This is a genomic window from [Rhizobium] kunmingense, assembly GCF_977018605.1.
The window spans coordinates 100921-118474 of the sequence record NZ_CDRNXG010000003.1; the positions used below are offsets into that span (position 1 = coordinate 100921).

At 56.2% G+C, this 17554-nt stretch carries 13 protein-coding genes and 1 pseudogene; 2 read left to right on the forward strand and 12 right to left on the reverse strand.

The genetic code is table 11. The features are described from left to right. Positions 1–56: 56 nt before the first annotated feature. Both AC0JZ4_RS24705 and AC0JZ4_RS24710 read left to right on the forward strand, forming a co-directional pair. A complete protein-coding gene (locus AC0JZ4_RS24705; protein ID WP_471889171.1) occupies positions 57–770 on the forward strand; it encodes a response regulator in 714 nt (237 codons plus the stop codon). Then, entirely contained in the window at positions 767–2185 is a 1419-nt protein-coding gene (locus AC0JZ4_RS24710; RefSeq protein WP_471889172.1) for an ATP-binding protein, read from the forward strand. Before AC0JZ4_RS24705 ends, AC0JZ4_RS24710 begins: the two co-directional genes overlap by 4 nt. A 124-nt stretch (positions 2186–2309) precedes the next feature. On the opposite strand, the gene AC0JZ4_RS24715 is transcribed toward AC0JZ4_RS24710, so the two are convergent. The 12 genes and pseudogenes from AC0JZ4_RS24715 to AC0JZ4_RS24770 all read right to left on the reverse strand — a co-directional run bounded on the left by AC0JZ4_RS24715 (position 2310) and on the right by AC0JZ4_RS24770 (position 17468). Continuing rightward, positions 2310–3137: an oxidoreductase gene (locus tag AC0JZ4_RS24715; protein WP_471889173.1), complete on the reverse strand. Its 828-nt coding sequence runs from the start codon at positions 3135–3137 to the stop codon at positions 2310–2312. A 353-nt stretch (positions 3138–3490) separates the two neighbouring features. Continuing rightward, positions 3491–5689, reverse strand: coding sequence for an aldehyde oxidoreductase molybdenum-binding subunit PaoC (paoC, locus tag AC0JZ4_RS24720; protein WP_471889174.1), 2199 nt, complete (start codon positions 5687–5689; stop codon positions 3491–3493). Between the two features lie 3 nt (positions 5690–5692). Next, positions 5693–6643, reverse strand: coding sequence for an FAD binding domain-containing protein (locus AC0JZ4_RS24725; protein ID WP_471889175.1), 951 nt, complete (start codon positions 6641–6643; stop codon positions 5693–5695). After that, positions 6640–7278: an aldehyde dehydrogenase iron-sulfur subunit PaoA gene (gene paoA / locus AC0JZ4_RS24730; protein WP_471889176.1), complete on the reverse strand. Its 639-nt coding sequence runs from the start codon at positions 7276–7278 to the stop codon at positions 6640–6642. The genes AC0JZ4_RS24725 and paoA overlap by 4 nt, the downstream gene beginning before the upstream one ends. Positions 7279–7526: 248 nt before the next feature. Then, positions 7527–7754: a hypothetical protein gene (locus AC0JZ4_RS24735; RefSeq protein ID WP_471889177.1), complete on the reverse strand. Its 228-nt coding sequence runs from the start codon at positions 7752–7754 to the stop codon at positions 7527–7529. Between the two features lie 43 nt (positions 7755–7797). Further along, positions 7798–9263, reverse strand: a pseudogene (locus AC0JZ4_RS24740) (alpha/beta hydrolase domain-containing protein). A 149-nt stretch (positions 9264–9412) separates the two neighbouring features. Next, positions 9413–10240, reverse strand: coding sequence for an SDR family NAD(P)-dependent oxidoreductase (locus tag AC0JZ4_RS24745; RefSeq protein ID WP_471889178.1), 828 nt, complete (start codon positions 10238–10240; stop codon positions 9413–9415). Positions 10241–10295: 55 nt separating this feature from the next. Further along, a complete protein-coding gene (locus AC0JZ4_RS24750; RefSeq protein WP_471889179.1) occupies positions 10296–10850 on the reverse strand; it encodes a TetR/AcrR family transcriptional regulator in 555 nt (184 codons plus the stop codon). A gap of 203 nt (positions 10851–11053) precedes the next feature. Beyond that, on the reverse strand, positions 11054–12379 hold the full coding sequence (locus tag AC0JZ4_RS24755) for a c-type cytochrome (RefSeq protein ID WP_471889180.1): 1326 nt from the start codon (positions 12377–12379) through the stop codon (positions 11054–11056). A gap of 59 nt (positions 12380–12438) precedes the next feature. Next, positions 12439–14643 (reverse strand): xanthine dehydrogenase family protein molybdopterin-binding subunit, encoded by a 2205-nt coding sequence (locus AC0JZ4_RS24760; protein ID WP_471889181.1) that lies wholly within the window; start codon positions 14641–14643, stop codon positions 12439–12441. Positions 14644–14646: 3 nt separating this feature from the next. Continuing rightward, entirely contained in the window at positions 14647–15093 is a 447-nt protein-coding gene (locus tag AC0JZ4_RS24765) for a (2Fe-2S)-binding protein (protein WP_471889182.1), read from the reverse strand. Between the two features lie 1121 nt (positions 15094–16214). Then, on the reverse strand, positions 16215–17468 hold the full coding sequence (locus tag AC0JZ4_RS24770) for a LysR substrate-binding domain-containing protein (protein WP_471889183.1): 1254 nt from the start codon (positions 17466–17468) through the stop codon (positions 16215–16217). Positions 17469–17554 lie beyond the last annotated feature (86 nt).

Here is a 17554-nt window from a genome sequence, read left to right on the forward strand (position 1 = left end):
GGTTCATTGCGCTCCTCTCAGCGCATGATTGCTGAATAAACTAAGGGGCCAGTCAAGTGTCTACGCACATCGCGGTCGTCGATGATCACCTTGAGATAAGAGATCTTGTCGGATCGTATCTGAAGCGCGAGGGCTATAAGGTTAGTCTCGCCGAAGATGGAGCGGCTCTGCGACGGATCGTCGAAAAAAGCGCGCCCGATCTCATCGTACTCGACATTATGATGCCTGGCGACGACGGCATGACATTGTGCCGACAAATACGATCTTCCAGCAATATTCCCATTATTTTCTTGACCGCCAAAGCGGATGAAACCGACCGTGTGATCGGTCTGGAACTTGGCGCCGATGATTATCTGATCAAGCCTTTCAGCACCCGCGAGCTTGCAGCCCGGATAAAGGCGGTGTTGAGACGAACCAGTAGCCGCGCTCCAGATCCCCAACAACGCTCAGGTTTTCTGCGTTTCGAGCACTGGGTATTCGATCTTGGGAGACGAGAGCTTCAAGGCGAAGATGGGATCGGAATTCCGTTGAGCACGGCCGAGTTTCGCCTACTCAAAGTGTTCGTAGAGCGCCCAGGAATCGTGATGAGCCGGGAGGAACTGCTCGACTTGACGGTGGGCAGACATGCGGATCCCTTCGATCGTAGTATCGACAATCAAGTAAGCCGATTAAGGAAGAAAATCGAGAAAGATCCAAAGAATCCTGCATTGATACAGACCCATTGGGGTGGTGGCTATAGTTTCATGCCAAACGTGAGGACTGCATCATGAGGTGGTGGAAGAAAAGCCTTGCGATTCAGCTCACGGCGTCAATGCTGCTCGCTCTCATCATATCGCAGGCAATTGCCTTAGCATTCTCATGGTGGACCTACCTCGGCGTCATCCAAACATCCGCGCGTAATGAGCTCAACAGCAGAGCTTCCGCGGTTGCGAGGATGATCGAACTTGTGCCGGATGATTTCAGAGCCGATTTGGCAAGAGTGAGCAGCACTGAATATACCAGATTTTGGGTGTCTGAGGACCAAGACGATGATCTCGATGCCTGGGCTACCGAAGCGTTCCATAGCTTTCAGCTTTCATTGCGCGACTATTTGAGACCCGCGGGCCAAGGCCACGAAACGCATCGTCCGGCCACGGCCCCCCCTGTGTCAAAGGATGCTGTTCCCGAACTGTTTACGTCTCATGTGAAATGGACCAGCGCTGTCAGCGAGATTGGCGACAACCCGGTCGAAGCCAAATACATAGGCTACGCAGGCACACAGGGTGCGGGTATCGTGGTGCCGTTGGGTGACGGACTTGCGCTGAACGGTGCCTACTATAAACATACGCCTCCCTCAGTCTGGGCGACACAGTTACCATTGAACATTGCCGTTACCGCTTTGCTCGTCTCTCTCGCTGGGTTCGTCACGGCACGCCGTCTTGTCAGGCCACTTGTTCATCTCACCCGGGCGGCGGAGAAGCTGGGGCGTGGCGAGCCCGTGACGCCACTATCGGAGACAGGACCTGAAGACATTCAACGAACCGCCATTGCTTTCAATCAGATGCAGGAGCGACTTCACCGGTTCGTTCAGGACAAGACAAGGATGCTGGGGGCAATTGGCCACGATATGCGCACGCCGCTGACGATTTTACGGCTGCGCGCCGAACTTGTTTCTGATCGCGAGCTACAGTTTAAAATGCTCAAGACGATCGACGAGATGGAGGCAATGACCGAGGCGTGCCTCGCCCTCGCCAAACAGGAAACCAGTCTCGAGGTGACGCGCACGATCGATCTGGCGGCACTCGTTGAAAGTATATGTGAGGATTTATCGGAAATGGGTTCAGGCGTCACGGTCCAGCCGATGTCTCGCCTGAATTATCGATGCAGGCCGGACGCATTGCGTCGCACGATACGAAATCTGATCGAAAATGCCGTGAGGTACGCGGGCCATGCAACAGTTCATCTCCATGTCAGAGGGGGCTCGATCGAAGTCGCCATTGAGGACAACGGACCGGGGATTCCAGAAGACCAAATGGAGGATGTGTTTGCGCCGTTCTATCGAATTGAAGACTCTCGGAGTCGTGAGACTGGCGGAACAGGCCTCGGGCTCTCCATTGCGCGTGCAATTGCACGCCAACACGGCGGCGATGTTGTTCTAGCCGCACTTGGGCCTGGTTTGAGAGCCTCGATAGTTCTTCCGATGTAGAAAGATTTGAACTCGACATTATGCACCAGCCCCAGCCGGGACCGGTGAAGGCTTCTATTTGGCAGCACCATGGGTTTCAAGGTAACGAAAACGTCAGGGTCAAGTCACACCCGACCAAACTTTCTCAAGCGAAGTCGGCGCTTTCACTTACTGTCCGCCAGTCCTCGATTTCCTGGCGCTGGCGATCCGCCTCGGCGCTCACGCTTTTGACAGCCTCCCGCCCCAGTAAAAGTCTTACGGGAAGATCCTTCCGCTTAACGAGATCGATCAATATTTCGGCGGCTCGGGCCGGATCACCACGTTGCGTGCCGTGGGTCTTGTCATTCTCCTTGCGCCTTGGCCCAGCAGTTTCGACGTAATCCCCGATCTCATTGTTTGTTTGCTTCAGCGAGCGTCCCGAGAAATCAGTGCGGAAGCCGCCCGGTTCGACAATCGTGACGCGGATACCAAGAGGGCCGACCTCTTTTCTAAGGGCATCGGACATTCCTTCGACGGCGAATTTTGATGCCGAATAATATCCTGATCCAGGTGCGGCTCTCCGGCCCGCGGTTGACGATATGTTCAAGATAGTGCCGCTTCTGCGTGCCCTCATCCCCGGAAGTACGGCCTTTATCATACCTACAGTCCCGAAGAAGTTTGTTGCGAAAAGGTCAGCGACATCGCGGTCATCGCCTTCCTCCACCGCGGCTCGATAGCCATAGCCCGCATTGTTGACGAGGACGTCAATTCGCCCGAACCGCTCTTCCGCTGCACGGACCGCGTCTTTTATCTCATCGGGCTTTGTCACATCCAACGCAGCACTGATCGCGGTATCGGAGTATGCCTCTAAAAGGCTACGTAACGAACTCGTGTCGCGTGCGGTCAGCACCACGTTCATTCTTTGGCGAAGCGCGGCTTCTGCCAGGTTCCGGCCAAGGCCTGTCGAACAACCGGTGATCAACCAAGTCTGCATTTGATATCTCTCCCTCCACGTTGACTGTCTAGTTCGCTTATCGGCAGCAGAAGAAATCTTCGCGAGGTCTGCGATGTACTTCCAGTGCCACCATATGATGCGGCATAGATTGCTGATGGTCGCTGTCGGCTCAAAACCAAGCCGATCCGGTAATCGTTAGCTACCACATGACGGCAGTCCCGTTAGGTCACAGTACCCAATTCCCGTTACGATGATCCGCTTTCGCTGATGCTTCTATGGGCGATTCAGGTCGCAGACCAAACCGATGACAACTCGCTGGGCAGTGGCTAAAAAAGACTGTTACTCCATAGATCAGGATGTGCGCGCCAAAAGCGGCGCGCACACGGGCGATGTCAGCCGATTGTGGGCATGTTCTTCAAAAGCTTATCCAGTGTTGCCGGATAGTTCCGAACGCGCACGCCGCTCGCGTTATAGACTGCATTGGAAAGCGCTGCCGACACGCCACAGAGGCCCAGCTCGCCAACGCCCTTTGCCTTCATCGGGGATGAGTAAGGGTCCGTTTCATCAAGGAAAATCACGTCCTGATGCGGTATGTCCGCATGAACAGGGACTTCGTAGCTCGCCAGATCGTGATTGACAAAGAAGCCTCGGCGCTTGTCGACAGCAAGTTCTTCCATGAACGCACCGCCAACGCCCATGGTCATCGCTCCGATAACCTGGCTGCGGGCCGTTATCGGATTGAGAATACGACCTGCAGCGCAAACTGCTAGCATCCGCCGGACGCGGACCTCGGCAGTGAAGACATCCACGCCGACTTCAACAAAATGAGCGCCGAATGTGGATTGCTGCATTTGCTTTGCAAGATCACCGAATTCGATCGTATCTTCGCCAGCAATTCCTTCGGCTCCAGCCGCCTCCGATAGTGGAACGACGCGGTTGCCCGATTTGATATGGCCGTCAGCAAACGTAACATCGGCTGAATTGAAGCCAACTTTCTGCGCAATCACATCCCGAAGTGCAACGCAAGCTGCGTAGACCCCGGCGGTAGAACAGTTTGCGCCCCATTGCCCGCCTGAACCAGCGGAAGCCGGGAACCGGGAATCGCCGAGTTGAACAGCGACCTTATCCATCGGTAGGCCCATCATCTCTGCAGCTGTCTGCGCAATAATCGTGAAGCTGCCCGTGCCGATATCGGTCATATCCGTCTCGACGGTCACAACACCATCTGCACCGAGCCGCACGCGAGCTGCAGACTTGAACAGCAGATTGTTACGCAGGGCGCCTGCAACCCCCATGCCGACCAGCCATCTACCATCTCTCGTTTGGCCGGGCTGTGCATTCCTATTCGCCCATCCAAATTTCTCAGCACCGGTACGAAAGCATTCTACGAGCTGACGATGAGAGAATTTTCTCTGAGGGTTCTCCGGATCAACCTGCGTGTCGTTGATAACGCGGAACTCAACTGGATCGATCTTCAGCTTTTCCGCCATTTCATCCATGGCAACCTCAAGCGCCATGGAGCCCGGAGCTTCGCCGGGTGCGCGCATAGCGTTACCCTCGGGCAAGTCCAGCGTGGCGAGCCGCATCGCTGTCATGCGATGTTCCCCAGCATAGAGGAGACGTGTCTGTTGCACCGCAGTTTCAAGCTTGCCCTCGACCAGATTTCCGTTCCAGCTTTCGTGCGCAATTGCGGTGATCTTGCCCTCCGTCGTGGCGCCAATCCGGATCCGCTGGATTGTCGCGGGACGATGTGTCGTGTTGTTCATCAGGAAGGGTCTTGGCAATGCGAGCTTGACCGGTCGGCCGGCTGCCTTTGCGCCAAGGACGGCGAGCAATGCGTCTGAACGTAGGAAAAGTTTCGAGCCAAAGGCACCGCCGATAAACGGCGACATGATGTGGACTTTCTCCGGCTTCATACCGAGGGTGGTCGCCAGCTCGCTTCGGTTCCAGGCCACCATCTGGGTGGACGTCCAGAGAGTGACCTCGTCGCCATCCCACACGGCAAGCGAGGCATGCGGCTCCATCATCGAATGCGAATGGTCCGGCGTTGTGTACGTCTCATCCATTTTCACGGCCGCGTTTTCGAAGCCGGCCGAGAAATCGCCGATTGAGCTTTCAGGATTACCGGCCTTTGGGATCACGGCCGACTCCTTGGATGCGGCAAGGTCGAAATTCCCAGGAGTCTCCACGTAGTCAACCTTGATGAGCGCGGACGCCGCACGCGCCTGCTCAAAGGTTTCCGCAACGACAACCGCGATGGCCTGGTGGTAGTGGGAGATCTCGGGGCCGGCAAACAGCTTTGCGATGTTGAACTGACCTTTGCCCAGCTTACCGGCGGATTCAGCGGTGACGATCGCCAGAACACCTGGAGCCCGGCGGGCAGCTTTGACGTCCATCGAGCTGATACGGCCCTTAGCGATCGCAGCCCCGACAGGATAGCCGTAGGCGATGTTGAGATTCGGATCATGCCACTCATAGGCATAGGTCGCCGTGCCGGTCACCTTCTGCGGTCCGTCAATGCGCGTGATATGCTGGCCGACGACCTTGAGCTGATCAATGGGGTTCTGGGTAGCAGGCTTTTCGAAACGCATGTCTTATCCCCTTGTCTCTTCAAGAATGCCAGCGAGCGTTCGCTCTGCAAGTGTCACCTTGAATTCATTTTCTTCCGTCGGCGTCGCGCCTGCGAGGATTTTTGCCATCGTGGCACCTGCGCCGTTTCGAAGCTCTGCTTCCGCGCTTTCGACGCGCCAGGGTTTAGGGGCAACGCCACCGAGCGCAACGCGGCCGGTTCCGTCGGGAAGAATAATCGCACCGACCGATACCAGCGCAAATGCGTAGGAGGCACGGTCTCTCACCTTGCGATAGACGTGGCGGCCTCCCACTGGCGCCGGCAAGGAGACTGCGGTGATAATCTCATCTCGTTCGAGCGCAGTTTCGATATGCGGCGTATCTCCCGGAAGGCGATGGAAATCAGCAATCGGGATATTGCGTGTCGTGCCGTCCGACTTTGCCGTTTCGACAATGGCGTCCAAGGCGCGCATGGCAATCGCCATATCGCTTGGATGGGTCGCGATACAGGCATCACTCACGCCAATGACACCGAGTTGGCGGGTGAAGCCGCCGATCGCCGAACAGCCGCTGCCTGGCGCCCGTTTGTTACAAGGCTGGTTTGTGTCGTAGAAGTAAGGACAGCGCGTCCGCTGAAGAAGATTGCCGGCGGTCGTCGCCTTGTTGCGCAGTTGTCCGGAAGCACCTGCAAGAAGCGCACGAGACAGGAGACCGTAGTCCCGGCGAACCCGCGGGTCAGCAGCGAGATCGGTATTGCGGACCAGCGCTCCGATTTTCACGCCACCGTTGGGCAAAGCCTCGATCTTGTCCATGCCGAGGCCGTTGACATCGACCAAATGCGTCGGTGACTCGATTTCCAGCTTCATCAAATCCAGAAGATTGGTGCCGCCAGCGATGAATTTCGCATTCTGATTTCCTGCGATCGCGGAAGCGGCGTCTGTTGTCGATTTTGCACGGGAATAGGTGAAGGATTTCATGCGGGCCTCCCTGCAACTTCGCTGATAGCAGCAACAATGTTCGGATACGCCCCGCAACGACAGATATTGCCGCTCATCCGCTCGCGGATCTCCATTTCGGTGATTTCGGTCTGCGCGTTCAGATCCGCAGTTACATGGCTGGGAATGCCAGCCTTGATTTCGGCAAGTACCGCGACAGAGGAACAGATCTGTCCGGGCGTGCAATAGCCACACTGAAACCCATCGTGCTTGACGAATGCGGCTTGCATCGCATGCATATTGCTGGGCGTGCCGAGCCCCTCGATTGTGGTGATCTCATCACCTTCATGCATCAGTGCCAGCGAGAGACAGGAATTGATACGGCGTCCCTCGACCATGACAGTGCAGGCGCCACATTGTCCGTGATCACAGCCCTTTTTCGTTCCCGTAAGATGTAGGTGCTCACGGAGAGCATCCAGCAGCGTCGTGCGGTTGTCCAATGTCAGATTTTGCCTTGTGCCATTGACAACGAAGCTGACTGCGGACGTTTCCGCTCCAACGGTTGCATCGGTCTGGGCCAAAGCTTTTGACGCACCTCCCGTCATCGCTACTGAGGCGGCAGCCGTGCCGACCATCAGATCTCGTCGTGATATTTCCAGAACATCAGAGGTTTTCATGTCCAGTCCTTTCGAGCAAAAGTCTAGGACCCGGCCATTTCATCCTGGCAACGGAAATCCTGACGTTCGTCAAGCCTATGCGGGGTTTGTCGCAGAGGTGTCCCAGGAAGATCTCCAGAATGTAACAAATCGTACAGGAAGCTGCTGAGCACGCCGACGTGTTAAGGTGTGAAGTCAGTTCCCGATGTTGTCGTGCTCCCCAGTGCAGAGGCTTAGCCAGAATGCTGGCGACCTTGGGATGGCGATGCTTATCTTACCGTTCCATTGCCGCGACAAGCCGTCACCAGTGCGGTAAACTTCTGCGACAGGTAGATCCTATTCGTGGTTGAGCCGGCTTTTGCCATGCCGGGCGACAATGCTGCTGAACGGCACTGCATGCCGAGATGGTGCTGACAGGAATTGCGCATAGGCCGCACCAGCAACAATGCCCGCGCCTGAGTCTGCTGCGCGGCAGACTTGAGCGCGAGCTTTGCCAAGAAATTCCGCAATGTGAAATTCATTGGGAAGGTTTGATCGGCGTTAGCGAGCTATGTCAGAATTCTCAGCCGAAGTGACGGCAGCGTCGCGGTCGAAAGGGAGAACATATTGCTCCGTTGAAGCGAGATACATCGCCTCCCGCACTTGGCGGACATAGCTCTCATGGGTGACATAGCGGGCTTTTAGCTCCGCGCCTGTAAATTCCCGGTGATGGCCGGCGAGGACACAGAAGATTGCCTTTCCGTTTGGTGCTATCTTAGCCGTCGGCGCTGTGAACTGGGAAAGCCTAACGCCACCCATCACTTTGCCTTCTGCGTCACGTTCAAGTGCCCCCGACGCGTCACGGGTGAACAATTTGCTAGGCGGAGCAACAACTCCGGTCGCGATCCATTTTTGAACCGACGACAGCGCGCTATTCAGAACGAGCCCGTGATCGACCGTACTAAACGAGGGTTCCAGGTCGCAATCAAAAGCAGCGAGAGATTTCGTGAACGAGATTGGTCCATTGGGCCCTTGAAGTGATTTGTCACGTTCAACCATCGCGTTCACATACTCCCCGGCATAGAGTGAGGAATGAGAAGCGCCCGCTACCGCCCAGGTGCGGGTGTAATGCGACGTTGTTGTGTCCTGAAAAATCCGTGCCGTGGATTCCGAATTGACGCTGATCGCTGGCACGGGCTGATCCGACCGGAGCGGGCCCGCAAGATCGAAGAAAACAAATCCATCAAAGAGATGATAGATTGGCTGTATCACATTATAATAGGTAGTCAGGCGACGGGCAGACTGCGATTCACCCAGCGCGATTATTTTTCAACCGCAAGACCGGGCAGCGGCTGGTCGTTGCCGCTATTATCCTTGAGTGCTCTAGTGACCTGACTCATGATGTCCCATGACAATGGGTCGCCCGGGCACGCGGGTACCATAGGGCAGTCATCGATTTTGCTACCATCTTTGGGGTTCAAGTTGTCGGCGCCGACCGATAGGGTACCATAGCGCTGAGGGCTCCAAGTCTTCAGGCGATCCACGCCGACACGCTGCGCCGAAACCACCGCAATCGCATATCCTTCGCGAGTGAGGTATTCATACCCTTCGGCGAAAGCGAAATCGATGTCTTGGCCCGCGGTTACATTCGCCCATTCTACCACGAGCGTTCCGTTGAATTTTTCAGGAGCAGGCGCCCGGACAAGGACGCGGGTCTTAAATGGCCAGTTGCTGTCTAAAATCTTGGCGGTAACCAATTCCTCTGACTGCGCACCATCGTATCGGTTCGCCATACCTACGGCATAAAATTCTCGTTCGGTGTAACCAAGGGCTGTCAAATTTATGGGGGCTGCGCCCATCGGGGTTGTTCCAGCGACCGCTATTTCGGTAAGTCGCGCAGGGGGGATCGTAGTTGGATCCGCTGCGAAAGCCTGTACCCCGGCACAGAGTGCCAGCAGAGCGGTGAACCCTGTCAACATCATAGTGCTCAGATCGACGCGGTGATGTGCACGTTCAAGGTAGTTCATGGTTTCCTTTCAAAAATTGGAAGAGTGAGAATCTCTGCCAGGGCGCGTGATCGCTAGGGTATGCGCACCTTGATCGACGCGCGGACACCTGCGAAAGCATTGCATGCGCGTAGAGACAACGCCCTTTAGTTGGTCAGCGTGATTGAAGATCAGTCAGCCTTGGTGGAAAGCGTGACCGGCTTCCATTTCTCGTCCGAGGCGGCAACAGCCTGATTGAAACCATCCAAATGTTCGAACGTGTCGCTGCCTAGCAAAAGCTCCCTTGGCAGGTCGTCAAGCGTGGACAAATGGACTATGACCTTGGCGATCTTAGCTGGGTCTGAAGCCTCTTTGCCGGATATGTGTCGCAGATAGCTGGCGAGCGGCCCGACTGTCTGTTGGTAGGGTTCACTGATTGGTGGGATTTCCATGGAGGCACCGGCCCAGTCGGTGCGAATGCCACCGGGCTCCAAAGTCACAACCCGAATGCCAAGAGGAGCAACCTCCTGAGCCAATCCGACCGATAGAGCCCTTACTGCAAACTTGGCCGCTTGATATGCCGTCAAACCAGCACCAATGACCCGCGCACCCAGGGAAGCCACTTGAAATATGTGGCCCTGCCCCTGTTCCCGCATGATGGGTATTGCGGCTTTCGTGACGTAATACGTTCCAAAGAAATTGGTCTGCATCTGTTGGGTGAAATCCGACACGCCGATATCTTCGACGGAGCCCGCGTTCGCGTAACCCGCGTTATTTACGACGACGTCAAGCGAACCCATAGCTACGTTGGCCCTAGCCACCGCGGCAAATGCGGCAGAACTGTCGCTGACATCCAGTTTATGCGTGACAATTCGATCTCCATACTTTTCGACCAGGTCATTGAGTTGCTCAGGTTTGCGCGCTGTCGCAAAAACCCTGTCGCCCGCTTCCAACGCGGCAGTGACGATTTCCCTGCCAAGACCACGAGAGCTTCCCGTAACAAACCAACTGCGTGACATGCAATTCTCCTTTCTAAATAATGAGCGCGTACATGCTCATTTAAATTGTAAAATTTCAGTGGCTCAAACCGCCCCAGAACAGAGCGAACGCCGACCTCTTGTGGGCCTCGGCCTTCATCGGCTCCCTGCGCATGAATTCCGTGGTTATGTCCGCCAATGCCACAAGTATGGCGCCACAAAAGTGGGGTGAAGGTCCGCTGGCAATATCCACCATGAGAGCGTCGATCTGTTCAAAGAAAGCTTTACCTTTCATGCGGCTATCCGCTGTGATTTTATCAGAGACGGTCAGTTGCTTCATAGCTTTGCTCTTGGCAGGATATGCGCGACCCCACTCAATCAGGCGATCCCACACATGGTAAGTGCGATCATGAAGGCTGCCTCCTGATGGATAGTTTCCCAGTATGCCGGCACCCAGATCAGCCTTAAGTGCGACGTAAAGCTGATTAAGCAATTCGTCCTTAGTTGTGAAATATGTAAATATGGTGCCTTCTGACACTCCTGCGGCTTGCGATATGCGCGCGGTTGTCGCCCCGGTACCCAACTCGGCGACCGCATTGGTCGCAGCATCCAGTATAGCGATGCGTTTGTCTTCGCTTAGGGGTCGGGCCATTTGAGTCTCAATGAGTATGTAATTACTCATTTAACGGAGCGCGCCTTCTTGGTCAATTGGGAGATGATGGCATAATAGAGATTTCGGAGAGCGAGGTTTAACGTCACCGCGTTCGCTCCTATTTCTAGCTGATGTCCGCCGGACGCCTGGTCCGCCGGACACTTTCTCGAATGATGCAGATCACCACACTGCGCGATGATAAGTCAGCGCATCTGAAGGATATTGACCTCAGGACTTGCGGGATCTGTTGTGGTGCGTAGAGCGCGTACGTCCTCCACCTCGACCGGCCCGCCCGTGTTACCCCATGCACCACGAACGTAGCTCAGCACGTTGGCAATCTCCGCATCCGTCATTGAAGCTCTCATCTGCGGCATGCGGTAGATGTCCGGCTCGCCATTGACGACCAGCCGACCACCTCCGTTGAGCGTTATATTTATCGCCGAATGAGCGCTATCTGCGAGGACTGAACTGACGCCGGCAAGGGGAGGGATAGAAGGAGACCTGCCTTTGCCATCCGAACCGTGACAGCTTGCACACCGCATGGCGTAGATACTCGCTCCATCACTATCATGAGACGGAACTGAAGGTTGTGCTGTATAGGACCATTGAGGACGGTCGTTGCCGGAAAAAGGTGTAAGTGACTTCAGATAAACGGCCATAGCTGTCAGATCTGCGTCAGTCATGAACTGGGTGGAGTTATTGAACGCTTCAAGCATGGAGCCGAAGACGACGCCATGTTCATTCCGGCCTTCCCGCAGATACGCGACGATATCGTCCTGGCTCCAAGACGCTAGCCCTATACCCGGATCATTGCGTAAGCTGGGAGCGTACCAACCGTCCAGCAAAGCGCCGGAAAGAAAAGTGTCGCCGGCGTCATCGAGTGCTTCTTCCTGCATCGCCAGACCACGAGGGGTGTGGCAGGATCCACAATGTCCCGGGCCCTGAACCAGATAAGCTCCACGGTTCCATTGTTCAGATTGCGAAGGTGAAGGTGAAAAGGGCTCGTCGGGAAGAAATAGCGCGTTCCAGAATGCAAGCGGCCAACGCATGTTTAGCGGTGACGGGATTTCCGTCGGACGGTTAGCGGATATGACCGGGTCGGCGTGCCGCGTAAAGTAGGCGTAGAGCCGCTCTATCTCTTCATCCGGCATTTTCGCATAGGACGGGTAGGGCATGGCCGGGTAAAGACGTCGACCGTCGCGGCCGACGCCGCGACGCACCGCATTGTCGAATTCCGCCAGCGTCCAATCACCGATTCCGGTCTCTCGGTCGGAGGTGATATTCGTCGAATAGATGGTCCCCAGCATCGGGACGGCCATTGCGAGCCCGCCAGCGAACGGCTTTCCACCTTCGGCGGTGTGGCATGCTACGCAATCGGCTAGCCGAGCGGAGTAAGCACCGTCTTCGATGGAAATGCTGGCGGATGCCGGTTGTCCTTCGAATGGTGAGACGGGCGGGCGGATGACCAGCCAAACCGCAACAGCAATAAGCAGACAGAGCACAGAAATTACATAAAGGGCTTTTCTCAAGGGAAAGTCCAATCTCGGAAATTGTAGTGTTAAGTGGATGCGAGTAGCCTGACGCGGGGTCAGGCGCTGGCTGTAAACCGCATTTTGGAAAGCGGCAGGCTGCGGGGGCGCTGGCCACTTAGGCGTGCGACAGCGTTAGCTGCCGCCGCCATGCCGCCAGGGACACCGATTTCACCGACACCGCCCATTTCCGCTCCACTTTCAATTATATCTACATGGACACGAGGCATTCTGCCCGGCCCCATGATCGGGGAAGCATCATAATTGCGGGCAACAGGCGCGCCGTGTTCGAACTCCAGTCCCTCCGACAAGAGCAGAGATAGACCGAGCGCAGTGGCGCCCTGCATCTGCATCTTCACGGAGGTCGGGTTGACGATGCGGCCGGGATCGATGACAGTCCAAACCTCGTGCACGCGCACTGCGCCATCTAGGATAGAGACTTCCGCTATTGCTGCGGTCTCGCTCCTGAAGGGGGACGCCATCGCGATACCGCGGGCACGGACCGTGCCATCTGCGGCCGTGTATGGACCCGGGTTCCAGCCACCCGACATTGCGACCACCCTATCGAGCAGGTTCAAATGACGCGGACTATTCGACACCATCCTGCGTCGCCATTCCAACGGATCGATTCCGCCAGCAAGAGCCATTTCGTCGGCGAAGCTCTCCATGAAGAAATCGTTCATCGAATGCCCAACAGCCCTGAGGGCTCCCACGACAACAGGGTAACGGAAGACGATATGATCGACTTTGCGATTTTCGAACTGATAGACCTTCGCCGCCAAACCTTCGATAGCGGTGGGATCTGGCCCCTCCGTCGGGAAACCCATGCTGTCCATAAGGGAATCAATAACCGCTTCGATCTTCAAAGCAGTCGGCATGCCATCAGAACCGATGCTGGCGCGCATCCGGGCAACACCCAGGGGTCTCGGCGCATCGCGAAGGAACTCCTGCTCGCGGCTCCAGATCAGCTTAATCGGGCGGCCTGTCGCACGTGTGAGTGCAATGGCCTGAGCATATGGGCTGGTAGACGGATAAAGGAAATGGCGTCCGAAAAATCCTCCGAGCATCGGTGAATGCAAGGTAATGCGCGAGGCATCGATTCCAGATTCCTTTGCAATCGTCGCGAGATATCTGTCCGAAGCTTGGTTCGGAATCCAGATTTCAAGCGTTCCATCGGCATCTTTCCAACTGGCCAGCACGGAAGGAGGCTCGATCTGCGCGTGCGAAACGAAAGGCACGTCGTATGTCGCCTCGATCACCGTCTCTGCCGCAGCAAGTATTCTCTCCGCATCCCCTAGATTTTCTGCGTTGCGGCGAGGCTCCTGGGCCACCCGCATTTCATCACGCAGATGCTGCGAGGAAAACTCCGCCGGCATGGTAAAGCGACCGGGCTCGGAAGCTTCCTGCCATTCGACCTGAAGTGCCTCAACAGCACGATTGGCCCGCCACCAGCGGTCAGCCACGACTGCAACACAGCCTGGCAGCATGTGAACGGAATGAACACCGCGCATTGCGGCCACCCGATCTTCATTCAGAAGCCGCGTCGGCTCCATTCCAAGCCGCGGAGCGTGTTTGACGGAGGCCATCAGCATACCGTCGACGCTCTGATCGATTGTATAGTGAACCCGGCCTGTCGACTTGTCGCGTCCGTCAATGCGATCGACGTGCTTACCGATCCAGCGGAATTGCGACGGATCGCGAAGCGGCTGAGCTGCAGGAACAGGTCGACGCGCAGCCTCGTCGGCCAATTCTCCGTAACGCAAAGACCTTCCACTAGCGGCATGGAGGACTTGACCGGGCTCGGTTACCAACTCGGAAACGGGGACCGACAAGCGCACGGCGGCGGCCTCCAGCAGCATTGCGCGCGCTGTAGCGCCGAGCTGACGCATCGGCGTGTATGCTCGCCGAACCGACGAACTTCCCCCGGTTGTCCGGCGATTTTCAGGGACGTTGAACGCTGGCAGCGGCGGTGCGCATTCGACCGCGAATTTCGACGGCTCCAGATCAAGCTCTTCGCCGATGAGCTGGGCGATTGCCGTCGACGTCCCCTGCCCGCCTTCCACATAGGGCATCTGTACGAATGCGGTGCCGTCAGGTCGAAGCGTCAAAATAGCTTCGAGCGGGTTGAGCGGAGCAGCCGGAGCCTGCGCCTGCGCGAACGCGATGCGTGGGGCAATTGCAATTCCGAGTGCCAGACCTCCTATGCCGCCAAGCAGGCTGCGGCGGTTCATAACGAGCGACGTCGCTGTATGGGTGCTAACCATGTCTTAAGCCTCCTTCAGCGAATTGATGGCATCAGAGATCGCGTTGTAGGTGCCGCAGCGACAGAAATTCGTCACGCCCACCTGAACATCGGCTTCGGTAGGATTTGAAACCTGCTTCAACAATCCAGTGACCGCCATGACCTGTCCCGACTGGCAATAGCCGCATTGAGGAACCTGATGGCTCACCCACGCCTCGACGACGCGCGCACCCGTCTGGTCTTGCTCGATCGCCTCGATCGTGGTGATTTCAGCACCTTCGACCGAGGAAATAGGCGTGACGCAGGAACGTGTGGCGACACCATTTACCAGCACGGTGCAGGCTCCACATTGGGCAAGCCCGCAGCCATATTTGGTTCCTGTGAGAAGAAGGTCCTCGCGGATCACCCAAAGTAGAGGAGCTTCCGGTTCGACATCCAGGTCATGTTCGGCACCGTTTACGACTAGGCGCATATCGTCATTTCTCCAGAATTGGATCGTTCATCGTTATTGATTACCCGCCAGATGTCGATCGAGGCGGCATGGTGTGGTCACCAGCAGTTCTTGGGGCATGCGGGCAGCACTAATTGCCTGGCCGCCCATTCGCGACGCTAGTTCTTCAAGAAGCATTTATGGCCGGGGACGCTTAAGGCGGCCGACCATTCGTCAAAATCCGAAAATCGGCTCCGTGGATCACGGCGCCCGTTGCCTTCGGACTGACTGATCAGGATGGATGCTGCCTGTAACGCGACTAGATCGTCGACGTTTCCATCTTTGCAAAAAGCGTGGATAAGGCGGCGGACGGCACTACATCCGTGTTCGGCAGGGCGCTCACAAGTCCCGGCAATTTCAGCGAAATTGATATCCATTTTCTGGTTCGTTCCAGCCCCGTTTTGGCCCGTATCAGACGACACGTGCTTTTGCAGCTTAAGGTCAATGTTTCGCAGAGCTTTGCCAGAAATGTCGTGGTTTCGTATCAGTTTGCAGTAATTCGTAGATCTCAATCAAACCATGCGCGTTGCTTGTCTATCAACGTCTCCGGCCGCCTCTCTCCTGACGTTCGAACACGAATCTGAATGAGGAAACGCGCGGCGGTAGTGGCGCGGACGCCATTTTCGGTGTTGGGGATTGCGGCTGTGAGGCGCCAAGGATCAACCGGCTATGAGGCTTATCAAGACCTCGTTGATCCGAGTTGTCCATTTCGATGTTTAAGGCGCTAACGCATCAGCGGCCTGTGGATCATGACGGGTGTAGGCGAGTGCTACTCAACGATAGCCCGTGAAACTTGCAACGGAAAGGGCCGTCGGCCTGTGGATCGTAGACGCGACTCAGACCAGTGGCGATGTTGGTAAAGTCTCTACCGCGGCTTTCACAGCGCTAAAGATAACGCCCGCGCGCATGGGTAGGGCAGGCAGTCTTCCGCGGTCAGATCGCTGGCAGGCTCGCTTGCTTGTACATGGGTCCGCAGTGTGCCGCCCCAAGACGTTCCGAGATGCGGCGTTCAGACATTGAACGGCAACATTGAAGCGGATTGGTACGTGAGCCCTGGCCGTATCTTGCTTGCACGGTATCAACCAGTAAATGATCGCCTTCGCTTACCCCGAAATGGCGACGGAGTGCCTCAGAAATGCGTTGCGCACCTCAGATTGCAGCCTCGTTGGTTGCCAGCCGCGACGATAGAGAAGCCACATCGGTCGAATTAGGGTAAGATCGCCGATATCGAGCTGGCGGAACTCGCTCGACACAGGCTGCGACGCTTCCAGCGTATTGCCGACCGCCAGAAAATTTCCGGTCTTGACGAGGTACTCGGTCACGTCGGTCGATGTTGTTTCTACCGTAAAGCTCGGGGGCGATATCCCCTTGCGCTCAAAGATCTGCCGGAAAGCCTTTGCTGCGCCTGTCAGATAGGCAGGCCCGACCCAGGCGCAAGCCAGCAGGTCTTCGATCGTAATGTCGGTACGCCCGGCGAGAGCGTGGAGCGGGCTGCAAAACAGACGCAGCTTCGCCTGACCGAGGATTTCGCCATCAATGTCGGGCGGGATGTTATCTCTCACGGTACTACATAGATAATCAATCGCTCCGCCACGCAGAGCCTCCATCATCATCTGGTAGTTTCCTTGCGTGACATGAAACCGCGCGTCGGGAGCAAGCTTCGAAACCTCCGCTATCGCCTGAGGTACAATTTCGGCCGCTGAGACCCTTATCGCACCGATCGAAACCGAGCCGGAAATGTGGCCATCAAGTTCCCGTATGTCTGCTCCAATCGCCGAGAGCTCAGCAACTGCTCGACCAGCCCATGAGCTGAAGATGCGGCCAGTAATATTGAGTTGCGCACCTGCACGATTTCGATCCATTAAACTCGTGCCAAGCACGGCTTCCAAAGCACCGATGCTTTTTTGTAGCGTGGCGGGGCGCAGGCCGACGATCTCCGAAGCTGATCGAAAGCTGTCCTGCTGATGCATTCCTGCAATCGCTGTCAACTGCGATGTCGTGATGCTTGTCAGCATCCTTGGTACGGCCGTCTCTTCGGCGGCACGTTCCTTGCCTATCTCACCAATTGCCTTGCCGACGAAAAACATGCAGCGGAGCGCTCGACGCGCTACAGCGCGGCCTGCATCGGTCGTTGAAAGAGAGTTGGGCCGGCGTTCAAATAGCGAGGTCGAGTAAAATGTCTCAAGGGCGGCGATGGCAAGCGATGCGGCTGGCTGCGTCAAAGTAAATCGCTTCGCGGCGGCCCTCAGGCTTTCGCCTTCCGTGATCGCCAGCGCCAAACGGATGTGTCGTAGATTAGGAAGCTCTTCTTTCAAAATCTCTATCTCTGCACTCAAATATGCACACTTGATGCTCATGCCTACTTTGTAATCAAAATTACGGCGAGATCTTATCGACTTTCCTAAAACAAATCACTAAGGCTTTTTTTCAAAGCTTTTCGCTC

Excerpts from the sequence above, each read along its gene's own strand:
- AC0JZ4_RS24745 (WP_471889178.1), bottom strand. The coding sequence starts at position 10,240 with ATGTCACGCAGTTGGTTTGTTACGGGAAGCTCTCGTGGTCTTGGCAGG.
- AC0JZ4_RS24765 (WP_471889182.1), bottom strand. The coding sequence starts at position 15,093 with ATGCGCCTAGTCGTAAACGGTGCCGAACATGACCTGGATGTCGAACCG.
- AC0JZ4_RS24710 (WP_471889172.1), top strand. The coding sequence starts at position 767 with ATGAGGTGGTGGAAGAAAAGCCTTGCGATTCAGCTCACGGCGTCAATG.
- paoA (WP_471889176.1), bottom strand. The coding sequence starts at position 7,278 with ATGAAAACCTCTGATGTTCTGGAAATATCACGACGAGATCTGATGGTC.
- AC0JZ4_RS24715 (WP_471889173.1), bottom strand. The coding sequence starts at position 3,137 with ATGCAGACTTGGTTGATCACCGGTTGTTCGACAGGCCTTGGCCGGAAC.
- paoC (WP_471889174.1), bottom strand. The coding sequence starts at position 5,689 with ATGCGTTTCGAAAAGCCTGCTACCCAGAACCCCATTGATCAGCTCAAG.
- AC0JZ4_RS24725 (WP_471889175.1), bottom strand. The coding sequence starts at position 6,643 with ATGAAATCCTTCACCTATTCCCGTGCAAAATCGACAACAGACGCCGCT.
- AC0JZ4_RS24750 (WP_471889179.1), bottom strand. The coding sequence starts at position 10,850 with ATGGCCCGACCCCTAAGCGAAGACAAACGCATCGCTATACTGGATGCT.
- AC0JZ4_RS24770 (WP_471889183.1), bottom strand. The coding sequence starts at position 17,468 with ATGAGCATCAAGTGTGCATATTTGAGTGCAGAGATAGAGATTTTGAAA.
- AC0JZ4_RS24760 (WP_471889181.1), bottom strand. The coding sequence starts at position 14,643 with ATGGTTAGCACCCATACAGCGACGTCGCTCGTTATGAACCGCCGCAGC.